Genomic DNA, 17,089 nt, shown 5'->3' on the forward strand with positions numbered 1-17,089 from the left:
GACAGCAATGAGCCAGAACCATACCGACTACACATCGCGCTTTGCCATCGACCCCGCCGCCGCCGCGGCCATGGGGACCGACGAGTTGCGCCACAATTTCCACATCGAAGACCTGTTCCAGCCCGGCCGCGTCAGCCTGACCTACACACATTACGACCGCATGATCGTGGGCGGCGCGATGCCGGCCGGCGCGCCGCTTCGGCTGGAGGCAATCAAGCCGACTGGAACGAAAGGCTTTCTCGAGCGCCGCGAGTTGATCGCCGTCAATATCGGCGGCGCCGGCACGATCGAAGCCGGAGGCCAGCTCCATGAGCTGCAGGCGCGCGACATGCTCTATCTCGGCATGGGCACGCAGGATGTGTCATTCGCCTCAGTCGACAAGGCGGCGCCGGCAAAGTTTTATCTGCTCAGCGCGCCGGCGCATCAAACCTTTCCCAGCCGGCTGATCCGCATCGGTGACGCCAGGCGTCTCGATCTCGGCAGCAAGGAGGCCTGCAATGAACGCTCGATCTTCCAGTTCATCCATGCCGACGGGGCCAGGACCTGCCAGCTCGTCGTCGGGATGACGCAACTCGCGCCGGGCTCCATCTGGAACACCATGCCGTGCCATGTGCACGACCGGCGCATGGAGGCCTATCTCTATTTCGACCTGCCGGAGGCGGCGCGCGTCTTCCATTTCATGGGCGAGCCGGACGAGACCCGACACATCGTCATGCGCAACGAGGAGGCCGTGCTGTCGCCCGGCTGGTCGATCCATTCAGGCGCCGGCACCTCCAGCTATGCCTTCATCTGGGCGATGGCCGGCGACAATGTCGACTACACCGATGTCGATCCGGTGGCGATGGAAGACCTGCGGTGAGCGATCTTTCCGCCTTCAGCCTGACCGGTCGGCGCATCCTCGTCACCGGCGCCAACACCGGAATCGGCCAAGGCATTGCCGTCTCGATCGCGCGCGCCGGCGGCATGGTCGTCGGCGTCGGCCGCTCCTCGATGGATGAGACGGCCGCAAGGATCGCCGCGGCGGGCGGTCGGTTCGAGGCGGTCGCGGCCGACCTTGCCGACACATCCGCCGCAGGTCCGATGCTGGAGCGCGTCTGGGACGAAAGCGGGCCGCTCGACGGGCTGGTCAACAATGCCGGTATCATCCGGCGCGCCGACGCCGTCGATCTCTCGGAAGCCGATTGGGACGAGGTGCTCGATCTCAACCTGAAGACGGCTTTTCTGCTCTGCCAAGGCTTCGGCAGGCGCGTCCTTGCCGGCGGACGCAGGGGCAAGATCGTCAACATCGCCTCGGTGCTGAGTTTCCAGGGCGGCATCCGGGTCGCGTCCTACACCGCCTCGAAGCACGGCGTGCTCGGCATCACCCGGCTGCTCGCCTGCGAATGGGCAGCGAAAGGCATCAACGTCAACGGCATCGCGCCGGGCTATATCGAAACCAACAATACGCAGGCGCTGCGCGCCGATCCCGACCGCAGCGCCTCGATCCTGGCGCGCATTCCGGCCGGCCGCTGGGGCCGGCCGGAAGATATTGGCGATGCGGCGGCCTTCTTGCTGGCGCCGGCGTCGGACTATATGCATGGCGCGGTGGTGCCGGTGGACGGCGGCTGGCTGGCGCGATGAGGATATTGCGATGAGCGAAACGAAAATCTTCTCCCAGGCCGGCGCGGGCGCCTGGACGGCGACGCCGGATGGCAACAGGCGGCGCGTTCTCCTGCACACGGATGAACTGATGATGGTCGAGTTCGCATTCGACAGGGGCGGCGTCGGCGCCCTGCATTCGCATCCGCATGTACAGGCAAGCTACGTCGCCGAAGGCCGCTTCGAAGTGACCATCGACGGCCGGACCGAAATCATCGAGACAGGCGGCAGCTTCATCGTGCCGTCAGGCCTGGTGCATGGCGTCAAGGCGCTCGAAGCCGGCCGGCTGGTCGACAGCTTTACGCCGCACCGGGCCGATTTCCTTGCCTGAGGGGCGGCCATGCGATGAGCGATGGACGCTCGTTTCGGCGCGCTGTTTCCAAATGAAAAACCCGCGCCTCCGGAGAGGCGCGGGTCTGTTGCCTGGGCGCTTGCGCGCCGCGGTACTCGAAACGTGGCCGCAGGAGATGGAGCCTGCCGAATCATGGTGAAGATAGGCTTAACGCGGACCGCCATATAATAGCACCGGCGGGCGGTGCACGGCGTTCAAGTCATGTGCCTGAGCAGGCCGAAAAGCCGTTCGAAGGTCTTGCCATAGGGCGGACGCAGAAGGCTTCCCGCGCTCAAGCGCGACTGCAGGAAAACCGGCTTCTCCTTGCTGAAGGTGCGAAAGCCCCATTCGCCGTGATAGGCGCCCATGCCGCTGGCGCCGACGCCGCCGAAGGGTTGGTTCTCCTGCACCAGATGCAGCATGCAATCGTTGATGGTGACGCCGCCGGCGATGGTCTCGTGCAGAATGCGTTGCCGGTTGCCGCCGTCTCGCCCGAACCAGTAGAGCGCCAGCGGCCGGTCGGCCCGGTTGACGTGAGCGATGGCGTCGTCGATCCCGGCATATTCGAGGATCGGCAGCACCGGCCCGAAAATCTCCTCGCGCATCAGCCGCAGGTTGGGATCGGCGTTCCTGACCAGGGTCGGCGGCAATTTGCGGCCTGTGGCGCCGAACGCCTCGCCGGCGGGGTTGATTTCGATGACATCGGCGCCGGCGTCGCGGGCTTCCGCGATCATGGCCCGCAGGCGCTGATAATGCCGGTCGCTGACGATGGCGGTATAGTCCGGATTGTCGCGCAGGCTGGGGTAGAGCTTCGCCATAGCCGCCGCGAGTTTCTCTGCCACGATGCCTGACTGTCCCTTGGGCACCAGCAGGTAGTCCGGCGCGATGCAGGTCTGCCCGGCATTGAGGAGCTTGCCATAGGCGACGCTGGCCGCCGCCGCATCGAGGTCGCATGAGGGGTCGAAGATCGCCGGCGACTTCCCGCCGAGTTCCAGCGTGACCGGGGTCAGGTTGGCCGCGGCGGCCAATGCGACCTGGCGGCCGACGGCCGTCGAGCCGGTGAACAGCAGGTGATCGAAAGGCATCGACACGAATGCCTTGCCGACCTCAGCGTCGCCGGTGATGACGCTGAGTTCGTCCGGCGCGAAATGCTCGGCGGCCAGGCGCGCCAGCAGTGCTGAAAAGGCGGGCGTCAATTCGGATGGTTTGACCAGCACGCGATTGCCGGCGGCGAGCGCCGCGGTGACCGGCGCGACGGCGAGCTGGAAAGGATAATTCCAGGGCGATACGATGCCGACGACACCGAGCGGCTGCGCGACGAGCCGGTTCCTGCCCGGCAGGAACGGCAAGGTGGTGGCGACGCGGCGTTCCCGCATCCAGCCTTTCAGGTGGGACAGTGCGTGGCGGATGCCGGCCCGCACCACGAACAGTTCGGCAAGGCGGGTCTCATGAGCCGAGCGGCCGCCAAAGTCGGTGTCGATCGCAGCGCAGATGTCGGCCTCATGCCTCTCCGTGAGCGCCAGCAGCCGGGCGAGGCGATCCTTGCGGACATCGAGGCCCGGAAAGGGCTGCGCCTCGAAGGCGGCGCGCTGCTGCTTGAAGCGCTCGCCGAGAGCGTCCTGTCTGGTCTGCAGCATCGCTCCCTCCCTCGCCTGTCAGCAGCTTACATCGCAGCGCGAAGGAATCCAGCGGGTGCGGATGCCGTGAGGGAAAGCCTGCGCCAAAGACAGCCCACTCTAGCGGAGATTCTGAGATGATCTATCCGCCTATCAGCCACGCCGTGTGTACTTGAATGAGGATCATCAGGTCAAATGTCTGGATGACGACTCCAGCGCAAACTTGGCAATCCCACAATGCGCTCGAACCAATGGCGCCTGGCGCCAGGCGTGACCCACAGGAGAATGATGTCGATTACGCTAGGCCACCTAGTAGTGGAAGTGCTGCCTCGCTATGATCACTGACATCGTAATCTCCAATAAAAGCGAAGCATCATGAATCCTGTGATCCGTGCTCAACTCCGCGATTTCGCGAAGGCAAACTCCATTACGGCCTACACCCAAGAAAAACAGTTCGAAATATATAGCATCTTCTCAATCTTGAATGGGCTGCTTGGTGAGAGCGTGGACGCTTACGATGTACACCTTGATGGGGATGAATTCGGTGTCGACGGCATCGCCGTGGTTATCCAAGGGGAGTCAGTAAATAGTCGACAGGAAGCTGAAGATAAATTGGCTGCCATAAAACAATCCGTCGATTGAGTTTATTTTCTTTCAAGCGAGGACAAGCACAAGCTATGATTACGGCGACATCTCTAAATTTTTTGACTCAATTTCTGGCTTCTTTGATGGTAGCTTGAAGGGCGAGAGCGCTGCAATAGACGATTTAATGGGTGCGATGGATGCAATATACGAAAGAGGAGTAGGGAAACGGAACCCAAAGCTTAGCTGTTACTATGTGGCAACGGGGAATTATGAGCAGCCAGCCAGGATCGAGAAGCTTCGAGCGGGATTCCGTGTTGAACTTGAGGAGCTTAATATCTTCGATTCAAATACCATCATCGAGATAGTCGGAGCGCGAGACCTTCAACAGTGGTACCGGGCTGCGACCACTGCGGTGGAGGTAGAGATCGATTTTCCGCGGAACGTGGTTATGCCTACTAACGGGCACGTCGAGGAGGCTTATATTGGCTACATCGATGCTGCTAACCTGCTGGCCCTCTATGTCTCCAGGGATGCCGATGAGGCGGTTGTGGGTATTAATAGATCTGTCTTTTTTGACAATATTCGCGACTATGATTCGAGATCCAAGATTAACATCGCAATCAAGGAGAGCGTTCGTGCGGGAGGCGGAGCGGAATTCGTGTTCCGTAACAATGGAATAACGGTCGTTTCTAAGAATATAGACCGAACGGGAGATCGCTTCCGTCTTGAAGATTTTCAGATCGTCAATGGTTGTCAAACCAGTAATGTTATCTTCGATCTTGTCTATGGCGATAATGGCGGCGAAGGGATGGGAGATAAGAATTTAATGACGGCTATTCAGGTGCCGTTCCGTCTGATTGGCTCCAAGGACGATGAGTTTGTGTCTTCAATCATTGTCGGCACGAATAGACAAAATCCGGTACGAGACGAGCAGTTTTGGGCTCTTCGGCCATTTATGAAAAGCTTTGAGGAATACTGCAGAAGTCTTGATGCTGAGGAGATAATTTTCTTTGAACGGCGAGATAATCAGTACCGGAATCAAGATATTGAGCGTACTCGTGTAATGCAACCCTCGGTTTTGATGAAGGCTGTTGCCGCGTGCCTGTTGTTCCAGCCTCAACGGGCGGCTCGGGATTATCGAGGAATTCTGTCGGAGTATGAAAATGTAATTTTCCTGGATGATCAAGATGTTCGTATTTATCATGCTGTGGCGTATCTGTATTATCGTCTTGAGTTTTTATGGCGTAACCAACGTATCGAAAACGGTTATAAGACGTTTAGGTACTATATACTTGCCGGAATAGGACTTAGGCTTACGGAAGCAAAGAACGTTTTTGGAATGAAGAAAGCTAAGCTAACGAGCGTGTCTGATGCACTGTTGGAACTCTGTAAAGACGAAGAGGGCCTGAAGAATGCGGTAGCGGACGTGGTCAAGGTCGTCGAAGAACGGCTGAAAGATTTGGGTGTAAACACCCAGGAGCGAATTCGAGACACCATTCGCTCAGAGACCTTCGCGTCAATGTTCCGCGATAGGGTAGTTTCATGAGTAATCTAAAAGGATAATCAGACGAGGAGAAAGCTAAAAATTTTGACGGGCCCATCGCAGCTTTCGGGCTCTGCACGGCCTTCTGAAACTGGTGGGGCGACCAATTCCTGTTTGTGATCCGATAGCAGCTGCGCTAAGGCAAGGTGCCTGCTCGGAGAGACTCTTGATCGGTTTCCACATCCTCTCCAACCCTCTAAAAAGCGCTTTTGACCCGGTGTCCGTCTGATGCCGGTACAGGCAGCGATCGTTGGCATCGAGGATGCCAAGCAACGCGTGTTGAAGGACGTGTTCGGCTTCGACGATTTTCGTCCCGGCCAGGCCGAAATCATGGACGCGCTGCTGGGCGGACGCCATGTGCTGGCCGTCATGCCGACGGGTGCGGGGAAATCGCTCTGCTACCAGGTTCCGGCGCTGGTCCTGGGCGGCCTTGCCATCGTCGTCTCGCCGCTGGTGGCGCTGATGCAGGATCAGGTCGCGGCGTTGCGCCTTGCCGGCGTGTCAGCCGATACGATCAACTCCTCGATCGAGCGCGAGGCCAATGTGGCGGCATGGCGCCGTGTCGCCTCTGGCCAGACGCGCCTGCTCTACCTCGCGCCGGAGCGGCTGATGACCGAGCGGATGCTCGAGGCGCTGGCCAAGCTCGACGTCAGCCTGATCGCCATCGACGAGGCGCATTGCATCTCGCAATGGGGTCCGGCGTTCCGGCGCGAATATGAGGATCTGTCGCGGCTGCGCTCCATTTTCCCGCAAGTGCCGATCATCGCGCTGACGGCGACGGCGGACGAGGCTACCCGCACCGATATCGAAGCGCGTCTGTTTGCCGGGCGCGCCGAAACCGTGGTGCTGGGTTTCGACCGGCCGAACATCAAGCTTGCCCTCGAGGCCAAGCAGGACAGCAAGCGCCAGTTGCTGCGCTTCGTCCAGCGTCACGTGGGCAAAAGCGGCATCGTCTACTGCCTGTCACGCAAGAAGACCGAGGAGATGGCGGCCTTCCTCGAGAAGAACGGCGTCACCGCGCTCGCCTATCACGCCGGGATGAGCAAGGAGACGCGTGAGGCGAATCAGAACGCCTTCATGACGCTCTCCGGCGTCGTCATGGTGGCGACCATCGCCTTCGGCATGGGCATCGACAAGCCCGACGTCGCCTATGTCTTCCACACCGACCTGCCGGGCAGCCTCGAAGCCTACTATCAGGAGATCGGCCGCGCCGGCCGCGACGGGCGGGCAGCCGAGGCGCATATGCTCTACGGGCTCGGCGATATCCGCATGCGGCGCCTGTTCATCGACGACGAAGAATCATCACCTGAACACAAGAGGCGCGGGCATCGCCGGCTCGATACGTTGATCGGCTATTGCGAGGCGGTACAGTGCCGCCGGCAGATCCTGCTCGGCTATTTCGGCGAACAGGCAGCGCCCTGCGGCAATTGCGACAACTGCCTCGACCAGGCGCCGCGCGCCGATGGCGGAGCGGAAGCGCGGATCATCCTGACGGCCGTCGCGCAGACCGGCGAGCGCTTCGGCGCCGCCCATATCATCGACATACTGCTCGGCCACGAGACGGAGAAAGTACTGGCGAGAGGCCATCAAACGCTGACCAGTTTCCGGGCCGGCGCGGCGTATAGGAAAACGGTCTGGCTGTCGCTTATCCGGCAACTGGTCGCCGGCGGGTTCCTTGTGCCGGATCCGGACGGCCATGGCGGCCTCGCCATTTCCGAAAGCGGCCGCGCCCTCGGGCGCGGCGAGGTTGCGTTCCATTATCGCGTCGAGATGCGGGACCCTCTCGCGCGCGGCAGGAAGCGTTCCGGGGAAAGCTCCGCCGCCAGCGCCGAGGGTGTGGATGCATCGCTGCTGGGCGCGCTCAAGGCGCTGCGGCTGCGGCTGGCCAAGGAGCGGCAGGTGCCGGCCTATGTCGTGTTCTCGGACCGCACGCTGATCGACATGGCCGAACGCCGCCCGCGCGACCTCGACGCCTTCGCCGAGGTGAATGGCGTGGGAGCGGCGAAGCTTAGGGAATTCGGGGAGATTTTTCTCGCCGCGATTGCCGGGCATCATCCGAATTGAGCTGAACCGGTCGACGCGTCACGCACAGGCTACAGCGGCCATCCAGACAGAAGTGCCTTCGTGACGTCACCTCGCTGTCTGAGCTGATCAATATGGCACCGTCTGCTTTTCGGTGCCGCTTGCCGTGGCGGCTGGTGCGTTCGTCGCGTCAATGATCGACTTCCTTCGTTCCGGCGAGATCACGGAAGACCGTGCGCCAGAACGATAACCATCCTCTCGACTGTCTTCCATGCCTTGACACTGGTGCTAGATTGGCAGTCGTCAAGGCAGGCACCGCCCTGACGAACGACGAAAGGGAGGCAACAACCAATGCAAATCCGAGCCGATACCTTGATAATAGCAGCGGCTATTCTGTTGGGCAGTGGAATGCTCGCCAGGACGCAAGCTCCGCTGGCGGCGTCGCCAGCCGATTGGTTAGTGGCACCCGGCGACGGTATGATGGTGTTCAATTCCGCGTCGAGGAAAGCCTATCATTGCGCAATGATATCAGGCACTGGAAAAGCGCCTTTTGTGAGCTGCTACGCCCCAGCTACGCTGCCCTAACAGCGGGGTTGCTTCGATCAGTACCCGCGCTGCCTCCGTTGCTCGTCGCTGACTGGCGCTGTCACGCGGCCCGCCTGGACGAGCAGACGACTGAGTAGGCGACGCTGTGTCGGCGTCAGCCTGTCAACTGCTTGGCGAGCTTGCCAGTACCGTAAGCCGCCGAGCCTACCAGACGCGGCGAGACCGTCGAAATGGGGGCAGTCAGTGCGCAGTGCGCAACGGCCGTCGCCGTGCCCGCCCTATAGACCTGCATCGCCGCTTGGACGGCGCTTTTCGTGTCGACCAGGTCCGAAATCGTTCAATCAGTCCTGGCTGTGCTTGCAGCCTATGGGTGGGAGGACTTGATCCCGGCTTTAGCTGGTCGGCCCGGCGCGAGGGAAGAACAAATCGAGGCGGACGCAACCGTTATCGAGATTTCGGACTGGCCAAATGGCCGTCCGACGGTTGGAACAAATTAGGCTCGTGCGTGACCTGTTCGCCAAGCTCCCGGCGCCGGCGCATTTGGATGATGTTTCCTTATCGTTCGATGGCAGGAACACCAGCAAGCGCAGCGGACGTGTGGCCCAGGTTTTGGAAACGCTGGTTGCGACCGGACTGGCGAGAGAGGACGCAGCTGGTGGCCGCGCCCGCTATTTCGTGCCTCGATGACCCGTGGGTTTCGGCACCGGGCTCGCTGGCGAAGCTCATCGTCAGATGATTACACGGCAATCCCGATGCCAGACAATTACAGCGCCGCAGGAGCTCAGGGCTGCACGCACTCCCCCGGTGCGGCTGCTTCGCTTTAGCAAACGTTTATGGCTGGGCGGGAAAAGCCAAATAAGGTAAGGAAATCAATTCGGACTGGCGGAGAGGGAGGGATTCGAACCCCCGATGGGCTTGCACCCATGCCGCATTTCGAGTGCGGTGCATTCGACCACTCTGCCACCTCTCCGCGGTCATGGTCGGCCGTTGCCGGCGCGGCGCACTAGATAACGGCTGAACGGGCAGGTTACAAGGCCAAATCCGCCGGAAAGTCAGCTTGCGTCAGAGGCTGGCCCGGAGCGACGCGGTCCCGACCGCGGTAGACGATGCCAGCCACTTCGCCGGCCAGCAATCCGGCCAAGATTTCGAACTCGGGTTAACGAGGCCTGAGGACGCCGGTCCGGCGGTGCCGGCGACCTCCTGATAGGAATTTTTTCTTGACGGGGTGAAGGCAACTATGGTAGAGATCTGGTTATGGTGCTGAGTTGCGCCAGGGACCCGCCGCACAGGCGGGTTTTTCCGTTCAAGGCTCCATCAACAGCGCGCCGACGAAAGCTCCGAAGGAACCCGTTAGCCCGGATTCGTTGCCCTGAGAATCTGGCCGTTTGCCTTGACTCGCAACAAACCTTCGGTTAGGGACAGCGCGCAATCGGCGTGGAGGGTTCTTCCGCGCCGCTTGTTTTTTGAACCCGCAGACTGACAAAAAGACGGCCGAACCGCCACAGGCGGTTCATCGAGGCCGACCGAACAGCGAAAGGCAAAAAATGTTCGCAGTCATCAAAACGGGCGGCAAGCAGTATCGCGTCGCCGCCAACGATCTCCTGAAGATCGAAAAAGTCGAAGCCAATGTCGGCGATATCGTCGAGATCGGCCACGTGCTCGCGCATGGCGAGGGCGAGAATGTCACGTTCGGCGCACCGTTCGTCGACGGCGCGGTTGTCACCGCCGAGGTCGTCGAGCAGGGCAAGAACCGCACGGTCATCGCCTTCAAGAAGCGCCGCCGCCAGAATTCGCGCCGCAAGATCGGCCATCGCCAGTTGCTGACCACGGTCAGGATCTCCGAGATCCTGCTGGGTGGCGCCAAGCCGGCCAAGAAGGCCGCTGCCAAGGCCGAGGTAGCCGCCGACGCGGCGCCGAAGGAAGCCAAGGCCAAGAAGGACGCCCCGAAGGAAGAGGCAAAGGCCGAGACCGCGGCAGCGCCGCTGTTCAAGGCGCCGAAGGGCGAGCCGGACGATCTGACCGTGATCAAGGGCATCGGCCCGGTCGCCGCCAAGGATCTCAACGAACAGGGCATCATCACCTTCGCGCAGCTCGCCAAGCTGACCGAGAAGGATGTGGCCAAGATCGACGAGAACATGCCGTTCAGCGCCGACCAGATCAAGGACTGGCGCGAGCAGGCCAAGGAACTGGCGAAGAAGTAAGGCGAACCGGCGCGAAACGTCGCCGGATCGGACTTGAAACGGAACGCGAACGCGTTCATAAGACCATTCAAGCGCCCCTGGGCGCATCGGAGTTAGTTAGATGGCACACAAGAAAGCTGGCGGCTCGTCGCGCAACGGTCGCGACTCGCATTCCAAGCGTCTGGGCGTGAAGAAGTTCGGCGGCGAAGCCGTCATCCCGGGCAACATCATCATTCGTCAACGCGGCACCACCTGGCATCCCGGCGTCAATGTCGGCATGGGTACCGACCATACGCTTTTCGCGCTCGAAGCCGGCGCCGTGACGTTCAACAAAAAAGCCAACGGCCGAACCTACGTATCGGTCAACCCGATTACCAAAGCAGCGGAGTAGCCGGTTCCGCGCCACAACACCGGCAGCCCATCTCGGGAACCGGTGTCTGGAAGCCAGAAGGTTTGGCAAAGCCAGGAAAAGGATCAGGGGAGATGGGTTTCCATCTCCCTTTTTTCTTGTGCCTGGAGGACTTTGACATGGTTGCCGAAGCGGAAGACTCAGAAGACGAAAGTTATGCGATCGATTGCCCGGTGCTGGTCACCGAGCGGCTGGTGATGCGGGCTCCGCGCGAAAGCGACATCGCGCAACTGGTCGAGCTCGCCGACAACCGTCATGTCGCCGAGATGCTGGCGCGCATGCCGCATCCCTATGGCGAGGCCGAGGCACGCGCTTTCCTGGCCATGGCCAAGTCGCGCCGCGCCGGTATCGCCTATGCGCTGACGCTGGCGGGCACCGAAACTTTCGTTGGCTGCGCCGGATTGAATACCACCGACCGCGGACTGGAGCTCGGCTACTGGATCGGTGAGCCCTATTGGAAGCGCGGCTTCGCCACCGAGGCGTCGCACGCCCTGGTCGATCTCGCGTTCCAGCGGACAAACATCCAGGTGCTTCATGCCTCGACGCGGGTCATCAATCCGGCCTCGCGCCGGGTGATCCACAAATGCGGCTTCCAGTATGCGGGCCAGGGCATGCTGAACTCGATCGTCGCCGGCCAGGTGCCCGTCGAGCGTTACCGCCTCGACCGGAAGACATGGACCAGCCTGCGCAACTGGGTACATTTTTGATGTGTGCCGATATTCAGGTGAGGCCGGCCTGCAAACGCTGATTTTCTGCGCTTCCGGTGCTCGCGTACCTTAAGTACGCTCCGCTCCGGTTCTCGAAAACCAACGTTTTCGGCTCGGCCTGACCTGAATCTCAGCACACATCGGCGCTGGGCCTCTGGTCAAAGGTTCGGAAAGAAACGTGCATCGATTTGGGCTCAGCCCAGTTCGGCCCATACCGGCAGATGGTCCGAGCCAACAGCCTTTCGGTCGACCCACAGGCGCTTCAGCGACCGGGCAAGCGAGGCGCTGGTGAAGATATAGTCGATACGCTTGTGGCGGTCGGTATTGCCGGGGTCCTTGGGGTCGACCCAGCTGACGAGATCGTCGCCGGCGACATTGAGGCGCAGGGCGGCATCGACGGCGAAGTCGGCGGTCAGCGGCATGCCGAATTCGTGGTCCGGCCGGCCGGCGAGTTCGACATATTCGGGCGATCCGGCCAGCATGTTGAAGTCGCCCATGCCGACGAAAGCCTCGGGATGCGGCAATTCCGGCAGGCCGATCTCGGCGACGCCGGACAACGCGCCGCCTTCGAGCGCATAGTTCAACAGGCGCCGGCGCAGGAACTGGATCTGGCTGGCGCGCTCGACCGGGCTGCGGTGATCGAGATGGATGGAATAGAAGCGGATGAAACCAAGCGGCGTCTCGATCAGCGCCTCCAGCGCGCCGCGCTGGAAGTTCATCATCTCGAAGCTGCGGCTGCGCGGCAGGAGCAGGTTGCGCGACAGATGAATGGGCGTCTTCGACAACACCATGTTGCCGAGCTGGAAGGTGGTGGTGATGGCGCGGCCGTTCTCGATGCGCGAGCCGATATTGGCCTCGAAATTGCTGCCGTAGACGGCGAAATAGTCGGGCAGCGCTTCGCCGATCTCGGCGACCATGTCGCGTCCGCCGTTCCTGGGATTGTTGCGGGTGACTTCCTGCAGCGCGATGACGTCGGCGCCGCGCACGGCATCGGCGATGCGCGCGACATCGTACTGCCCGTCAAGGCCGATGCCGTACTGGATGTTGTAGGTTACAAGCTTCATCCGTCATCTCCGGCCAACCCCGCGCGGCCATTGTCATAAAACGGCCTCGCCCTTCGCCGCGCCTTGGTTTAGAGCAAGGCGCAAGGTTTAGAGCAATGCCGCAAGGCCAATAAAGAAACTGCTGTCCGATGAAATTTCTCGATCAAGCCAAGGTCTATGTCCGCTCCGGCGACGGGGGCGCGGGTTCCGTGTCGTTCCGGCGCGAGAAATTCATCGAGTTCGGCGGACCGGACGGCGGCGATGGCGGCCGCGGCGGCGACGTCTGGCTGGAAGCGGTCGACGGGCTGAACACGCTGATCGACTACCGCTACCAGCAGCATTTCAAGGCCAAGACCGGCACCCATGGCATGGGCCGCAACATGACCGGCGCCAAGGGCGCCGACGTCACGCTGAAAGTGCCGGCTGGAACGCAGGTGTTCGAAGAGGACAACGAGACGCTGATCTGCGACCTCACCGTGGTCGGCCAGCGCTTCCTGCTAGCCAAGGGCGGCAATGGCGGCTTCGGCAACCAGCACTTCAAGACCTCGACCAACCAGGCGCCGCGCCGCGCCAATCCGGGTCAGCCCGGCGAGGAGCTCAACATCTGGCTCAGGCTGAAGCTGATCGCCGATGCCGGGCTGGTCGGGCTGCCCAATGCCGGCAAATCGACCTTTCTCGCCTCCGTCACCGCCGCCAAGCCGAAGATCGCCGACTATCCCTTCACCACGCTGCATCCCGGCCTGGGGGTGGCACGCATCGATGCGCGCGAATTCGTCATCGCCGACATTCCCGGCCTCATCGAAGGCGCGCATGAGGGCGTCGGCATCGGCGATCGCTTCCTTGGCCATGTCGAGCGCACGCGCGTGCTGCTGCACCTGGTGTCGGCGCAGGAGGAGAACCCCGGCAAGGCCTACAAGACCGTGCGCGCCGAACTCGAAGCCTATGGCCACGGCCTGACCGACAAGGCCGAGATATTGGCCCTTTCACAGGTCGATACGCTCGATGCGGATGAGCGCAAGAAAAAGATCGCCTCGCTGAAGCGCGCCGCCGGCCGTGCGCCGATGCTTCTGTCGGCGGTCACCGGCGAAGGGGTCGAAGCGGTGCTGCGCGCGCTGATGGCGGTGGTGGCCGAAGCGCGCGACGCGATCGCGGCGCCGGTCGACACGCGCTGGGAAAAATAGCATGACCGTGCAGTCGCTGAAGAAATACCGGCGCATCACCGTCAAGATCGGCTCGGCGCTTCTGGTCGACCGCACGGCCGGGCTGAAGCGCGACTGGCTGGCCTCGCTGGCCGACGACATCGCCGTGCTGGCTCAAGGCGGCGCGGAAATCCTGGTCGTCTCGTCGGGCGCCATCGCGCTTGGCCGTACCATTCTTGACCTGGGAAAAAGGGCGCTGAAGCTCGAGGAGAGCCAGGCGGCCGCAGCCGTCGGCCAGATCGCGCTGGCCGGCGCCTGGTCGGATGCGCTCGGCAAGGGCGGGTTGAAATCGGGCCAGATCCTGCTCACGCTTGGCGACACCGAGGAGCGCCGCCGCTACCTCAACGCCCGGGCGACGATCTCGACGCTCTTGAAGATGAAGGCGGTGCCGGTCATCAACGAGAACGACACCGTGGCGACCTCCGAGATCCGCTATGGCGACAATGACCGGCTGGCCGCGCGGGTGGCGACGATGATGGGCGCCGACCTTTTGGTGCTGCTCTCGGATATAGACGGTCTCTACACCGCGCCGCCGGCGCGTGACCCGGAGGCCAAATTCGTCGCGGTGGTCGATCGCATCACGCCTGAGATCGAAGCGATGGCGGGTGCCGCGGCTTCCGAACTGTCGCGCGGCGGCATGCGCACGAAGCTCGACGCCGGCAAGATCGCCACCGCGGCCGGCACCGCCATGATCATTACCTCTGGCACGCGGCTTTCGCCGCTGATGGCGATCGAGCGCGGCGAGCGCGCCACCTTCTTCCGGCCGAGCGCCAACCCGGTGAAAGGCTACAAGAGCTGGATCGCCGGCCAGCTCGAACCGGCGGGAAGGCTCACCGTCGATGCCGGCGCCGTCGGGGCGCTGACATCGGGCAAGTCGCTGCTGCCGGCCGGTGTGAAGCTGGTCAGCGGCAATTTCTCGCGCGGCGATACGGTGGCGATCCTGTCGCCCGAGGGTCGCGAGATCGCCCGCGGGCTGGTTGCCTATGATGCCGCGGATGCCGTAAGGATCGCAGGCCTGAAGACAACCGAAATCGAGACCGTGCTCGGCTACGAGGCGCGTTCGGCGATGATCCACCGCGACGACCTTGTGGTCAGCCTCGCGGGCGACCAAGTAACGAGCGGAGGATGAGCCATGCTGAAGCTGCATGAAAAATCCCGGAACGATACAGTGGCGACCATGGCCGACCTCGGCCGCCGTGCCCGCGCCGCCGCACGACCGCTGGCCATCGCCACGACAGCCGCCAAGAACGCGGCACTTGCCGCCATGGCGCAGGCGATCATCGCCCGCGAGCGAGCCATACTCGACGCCAACGCCAACGACATCGCGAACGGGCATGAAGCCGGCCTCTCGGCGTCCTCCATGGACCGGCTGAAACTCAATCCCGCCCGCATCCGCGCCATGGCCGAAGGCATTCGCGAAATTGCCGAACTCGGCGATCCGGTCGGTGACGTGATCGCCAGTTGGGAGCGGCCGAACGGCCTCAGGATCGAACGCGTGCGCACGCCGCTCGGCGTCATCGGCGTCATCTACGAGAGCCGGCCGAACGTCACGGCGGATGCCGGCGCGCTCTGCCTCAAGGCCGGCAACCCGGTGATCCTGCGCGGCGGCTCGGATTCGCTGAACTCGTCGTCGGTGATCCACGCTTGCCTGGTCGACGGCTTGAAGGCAGCCGGCCTGCCGCAGGACGCCATCCAGCTTGTGCCGACCGCCGACCGCGCCGCCGTCGGCGAAATGCTGAAAGGCCTCGGCGGCAATCTCGACGTCATCATCCCGCGCGGCGGCAAGAGCCTGGTCGAGCGGGTGCAGACCGAGGCCCGGGTGCCGGTCTTCGCGCATCTCGAAGGCATCTGCCATCTCTATGTCGACCGCTCGGCCAAGCTCGACATGGCGGTCGGCATCGCCGTCAACGCCAAGATGCGGCGCACCGGCGTCTGCGGCGCTGCCGAAACGCTGCTGGTCGACCGTGCGGTTGCCTCCACCCACCTGGTGCCGATCCTCGACGCCTTGCGCGCCGCCGGCTGCGAGATCCATGCCGATGCCGAGGTGCTGAAGCTGTTCTTCGACGCCAAGCCGGCGACCGATGCCGACTGGGTCACCGAATATCTCGACGCCGTCATCGCGGTGAAGCTGGTCGACGGTGTCGCTGGCGCAATCGAGCATATCGAGACTTTCTCCTCCCATCACACCGAGGCGATCGTCGCCGAGGACGCGCAGGCGGTGGAACGGTTCTTCAACGAGATCGACTCGGCGATCCTGCTGCACAACGCCTCAACGCAGTTCGCCGATGGCGGCGAGTTCGGCATGGGCGCCGAGATCGGCATCGCCACCGGCAAGATGCACGCGCGCGGGCCCGTTGGCGTCGAGCAACTGACCTCGTTCAAATACCGCGTGCGCGGCTCGGGACAGGTGAGGCCTTGACGCTTTTCGTCCAAAGGGCCTGAAGCTTGCGCCCAGCCACCCCCCTCTGTCCTGCCGGACATCTCCCCCGCAAGGGGGGAGATCGGCTGACATTTTTGGTTTCGCCGATCTTCAATGCTGCAAGATTTGTGCCTTCACCGAAGCTGCTAATCTCCCCCCTTGCGGGGGAGATGTCCGGCAGGACAGAGGGGGGTGCCTAGCGAATGCTTTCCCTGCTTGAGCAACCTATCCCGTCCAGCTACCTCAAAATGCCGCATGCCGGCAAAGGCCTTGCCGTCGGCCTGTTCGGCGGCTCGTTCAATCCGCCGCATGCCGGCCACGCGCTGGTCGCCGAGATCGCGCTCAGGCGGCTGGCGCTCGATCAGTTGTGGTGGATGGTCACCCCGGGCAATCCGCTGAAGAACACGCACGAGTTGGCGCCGCTGGCCGAACGGCTGCGCCTGTCCGAGAAGATCGCCAAGAACCCGAAGATCAAGGTCACCGCCTTCGAAGCGGCGCATCATGTGCGCTACACCGCCGACGCGCTGGCGCTGGTCAAGGCGCGCAATCCCGGCGTCGACTTCGTCTGGATCATGGGCGCCGACAGCTTGCGCGATTTCCACCGCTGGCAGCGCTGGCGCGAAATCGTCATGACCTTCCCGATCGCGGTCATCGATCGTCCGGGCGCGACGCTGTCGTTCCTGTCGTCGGTCGTGGCCAAGACCTTCGACTATGCCCGCATCGACGAAGGCGATGCGCCAAGGCTCGCCCGCATGAAGGCGCCCGCGTGGACCTTCATCCACGGCCCGCGCTCGTCGCTGTCGTCGACGGCTATCCGCGAGCAGGCGAAGGGCTGATCGGTACGCACAGCG

General features: G+C 62.6%; 15 protein-coding genes and 1 tRNA gene. 13 read left to right on the forward strand and 3 right to left on the reverse strand.

Features of this window, described 5'->3' with window-relative positions:
* Positions 1–7 precede the first annotated feature (7 nt).
* From kduI to FJ946_RS27190, 3 genes are read left to right on the forward strand one after another with little or no spacing between them, the layout of a single operon-like run.
* The gene (kduI, locus tag FJ946_RS27180; RefSeq protein WP_140560746.1) at positions 8–859 is read left to right on the forward strand and encodes a 5-dehydro-4-deoxy-D-glucuronate isomerase; all 852 of its coding nucleotides are present in this window, start codon (positions 8–10) and stop codon (positions 857–859) included.
* Positions 856–1,620 (forward strand): 2-dehydro-3-deoxy-D-gluconate 5-dehydrogenase KduD, encoded by a 765-nt coding sequence (gene kduD, locus FJ946_RS27185; RefSeq protein WP_140566762.1) that lies wholly within the window; start codon positions 856–858, stop codon positions 1,618–1,620. Before kduI ends, kduD begins: the two co-directional genes overlap by 4 nt.
* Before the next feature lie 10 nt (positions 1,621–1,630).
* Positions 1,631–1,969, forward strand: coding sequence for a cupin domain-containing protein (locus FJ946_RS27190; RefSeq protein ID WP_140566765.1), 339 nt, complete (start codon positions 1,631–1,633; stop codon positions 1,967–1,969).
* A 215-nt stretch (positions 1,970–2,184) separates the two neighbouring features.
* Here the strand turns inward: FJ946_RS27190 and FJ946_RS27195 are convergent, their stop codons facing one another.
* On the reverse strand, positions 2,185–3,606 hold the full coding sequence (locus FJ946_RS27195; protein ID WP_140566768.1) for a coniferyl aldehyde dehydrogenase: 1,422 nt from the start codon (positions 3,604–3,606) through the stop codon (positions 2,185–2,187).
* Between the two features lie 354 nt (positions 3,607–3,960).
* Between FJ946_RS27195 and FJ946_RS31000 the strand changes: the two genes are divergently transcribed.
* The 3 genes from FJ946_RS31000 to recQ all read left to right on the forward strand — a co-directional run bounded on the left by FJ946_RS31000 (position 3,961) and on the right by recQ (position 7,777).
* On the forward strand, positions 3,961–4,227 hold the full coding sequence (locus FJ946_RS31000) for a hypothetical protein (protein WP_210240092.1): 267 nt from the start codon (positions 3,961–3,963) through the stop codon (positions 4,225–4,227).
* Between the two features lie 94 nt (positions 4,228–4,321).
* The gene (locus FJ946_RS27200; protein WP_210240093.1) at positions 4,322–5,716 is read left to right on the forward strand and encodes an AIPR family protein; all 1,395 of its coding nucleotides are present in this window, start codon (positions 4,322–4,324) and stop codon (positions 5,714–5,716) included.
* 225 nt (positions 5,717–5,941) lie between these two features.
* Positions 5,942–7,777: a DNA helicase RecQ gene (gene recQ / locus FJ946_RS27205; protein WP_140566772.1), complete on the forward strand. Its 1,836-nt coding sequence runs from the start codon at positions 5,942–5,944 to the stop codon at positions 7,775–7,777.
* Positions 7,778–9,161: 1,384 nt separating this feature from the next.
* Here the strand turns inward: recQ and FJ946_RS27210 are convergent.
* Positions 9,162–9,251 (reverse strand) — tRNA-Ser (locus tag FJ946_RS27210).
* Between the two features lie 574 nt (positions 9,252–9,825).
* Here FJ946_RS27210 and FJ946_RS27215 point away from each other — a divergent pair.
* From FJ946_RS27215 to FJ946_RS27225, 3 genes are all read left to right on the forward strand, one after another.
* A complete protein-coding gene (locus FJ946_RS27215) occupies positions 9,826–10,482 on the forward strand; it encodes a 50S ribosomal protein L21 (RefSeq protein ID WP_140566774.1) in 657 nt (218 codons plus the stop codon).
* Between the two features lie 100 nt (positions 10,483–10,582).
* A complete protein-coding gene (gene rpmA, locus FJ946_RS27220; RefSeq protein WP_140493012.1) occupies positions 10,583–10,852 on the forward strand; it encodes a 50S ribosomal protein L27 in 270 nt (89 codons plus the stop codon).
* 137 nt (positions 10,853–10,989) lie between these two features.
* On the forward strand, positions 10,990–11,577 hold the full coding sequence (locus FJ946_RS27225) for a GNAT family protein (RefSeq protein WP_181167602.1): 588 nt from the start codon (positions 10,990–10,992) through the stop codon (positions 11,575–11,577).
* A 194-nt stretch (positions 11,578–11,771) separates the two neighbouring features.
* Here the strand turns inward: FJ946_RS27225 and FJ946_RS27230 are convergent, their stop codons facing one another.
* Positions 11,772–12,641: an endonuclease/exonuclease/phosphatase family protein gene (locus tag FJ946_RS27230; RefSeq protein WP_140517513.1), complete on the reverse strand. Its 870-nt coding sequence runs from the start codon at positions 12,639–12,641 to the stop codon at positions 11,772–11,774.
* Positions 12,642–12,769: 128 nt separating this feature from the next.
* Here FJ946_RS27230 and obgE point away from each other — a divergent pair, with 128 nt between their 5' ends.
* The 4 genes from obgE (at position 12,770) to FJ946_RS27255 (ending at position 17,074) form a co-directional block, all read left to right on the forward strand.
* Positions 12,770–13,801 (forward strand): GTPase ObgE, encoded by a 1,032-nt coding sequence (gene obgE, locus FJ946_RS27235; RefSeq protein ID WP_140566777.1) that lies wholly within the window; start codon positions 12,770–12,772, stop codon positions 13,799–13,801.
* 7 nt (positions 13,802–13,808) lie between these two features.
* Positions 13,809–14,948, forward strand: coding sequence for a glutamate 5-kinase (gene proB / locus FJ946_RS27240; RefSeq protein ID WP_140566918.1), 1,140 nt, complete (start codon positions 13,809–13,811; stop codon positions 14,946–14,948).
* 3 nt (positions 14,949–14,951) lie between these two features.
* Positions 14,952–16,238, forward strand: a complete 1,287-nt coding sequence (locus FJ946_RS27245) for a glutamate-5-semialdehyde dehydrogenase (protein WP_140560768.1) — start codon at positions 14,952–14,954, stop codon at positions 16,236–16,238.
* 248 nt (positions 16,239–16,486) lie between these two features.
* Positions 16,487–17,074: a nicotinate-nucleotide adenylyltransferase gene (locus tag FJ946_RS27255; protein ID WP_140493506.1), complete on the forward strand. Its 588-nt coding sequence runs from the start codon at positions 16,487–16,489 to the stop codon at positions 17,072–17,074.
* Positions 17,075–17,089: the final 15 nt, after the last annotated feature.

It is taken from the genome of Mesorhizobium sp. B2-4-7 (genome assembly GCF_006442685.1).
GTDB lineage: Bacteria > Pseudomonadota > Alphaproteobacteria > Rhizobiales > Rhizobiaceae > Mesorhizobium.

Excerpts from the sequence above, each read along its gene's own strand:
- FJ946_RS27215 (WP_140566774.1), top strand. The coding sequence starts at position 9,826 with ATGTTCGCAGTCATCAAAACGGGCGGCAAGCAGTATCGCGTCGCCGCC.
- FJ946_RS27225 (WP_181167602.1), top strand. The coding sequence starts at position 10,990 with ATGGTTGCCGAAGCGGAAGACTCAGAAGACGAAAGTTATGCGATCGAT.
- obgE (WP_140566777.1), top strand. The coding sequence starts at position 12,770 with ATGAAATTTCTCGATCAAGCCAAGGTCTATGTCCGCTCCGGCGACGGG.
- FJ946_RS27190 (WP_140566765.1), top strand. The coding sequence starts at position 1,631 with ATGAGCGAAACGAAAATCTTCTCCCAGGCCGGCGCGGGCGCCTGGACG.
- recQ (WP_140566772.1), top strand. The coding sequence starts at position 5,942 with ATGCCGGTACAGGCAGCGATCGTTGGCATCGAGGATGCCAAGCAACGC.
- FJ946_RS27255 (WP_140493506.1), top strand. The coding sequence starts at position 16,487 with ATGCCGCATGCCGGCAAAGGCCTTGCCGTCGGCCTGTTCGGCGGCTCG.
- FJ946_RS27230 (WP_140517513.1), bottom strand. The coding sequence starts at position 12,641 with ATGAAGCTTGTAACCTACAACATCCAGTACGGCATCGGCCTTGACGGG.
- FJ946_RS27245 (WP_140560768.1), top strand. The coding sequence starts at position 14,952 with ATGCTGAAGCTGCATGAAAAATCCCGGAACGATACAGTGGCGACCATG.
- FJ946_RS31000 (WP_210240092.1), top strand. The coding sequence starts at position 3,961 with ATGAATCCTGTGATCCGTGCTCAACTCCGCGATTTCGCGAAGGCAAAC.
- FJ946_RS27195 (WP_140566768.1), bottom strand. The coding sequence starts at position 3,606 with ATGCTGCAGACCAGACAGGACGCTCTCGGCGAGCGCTTCAAGCAGCAG.
- kduI (WP_140560746.1), top strand. The coding sequence starts at position 8 with ATGAGCCAGAACCATACCGACTACACATCGCGCTTTGCCATCGACCCC.
- rpmA (WP_140493012.1), top strand. The coding sequence starts at position 10,583 with ATGGCACACAAGAAAGCTGGCGGCTCGTCGCGCAACGGTCGCGACTCG.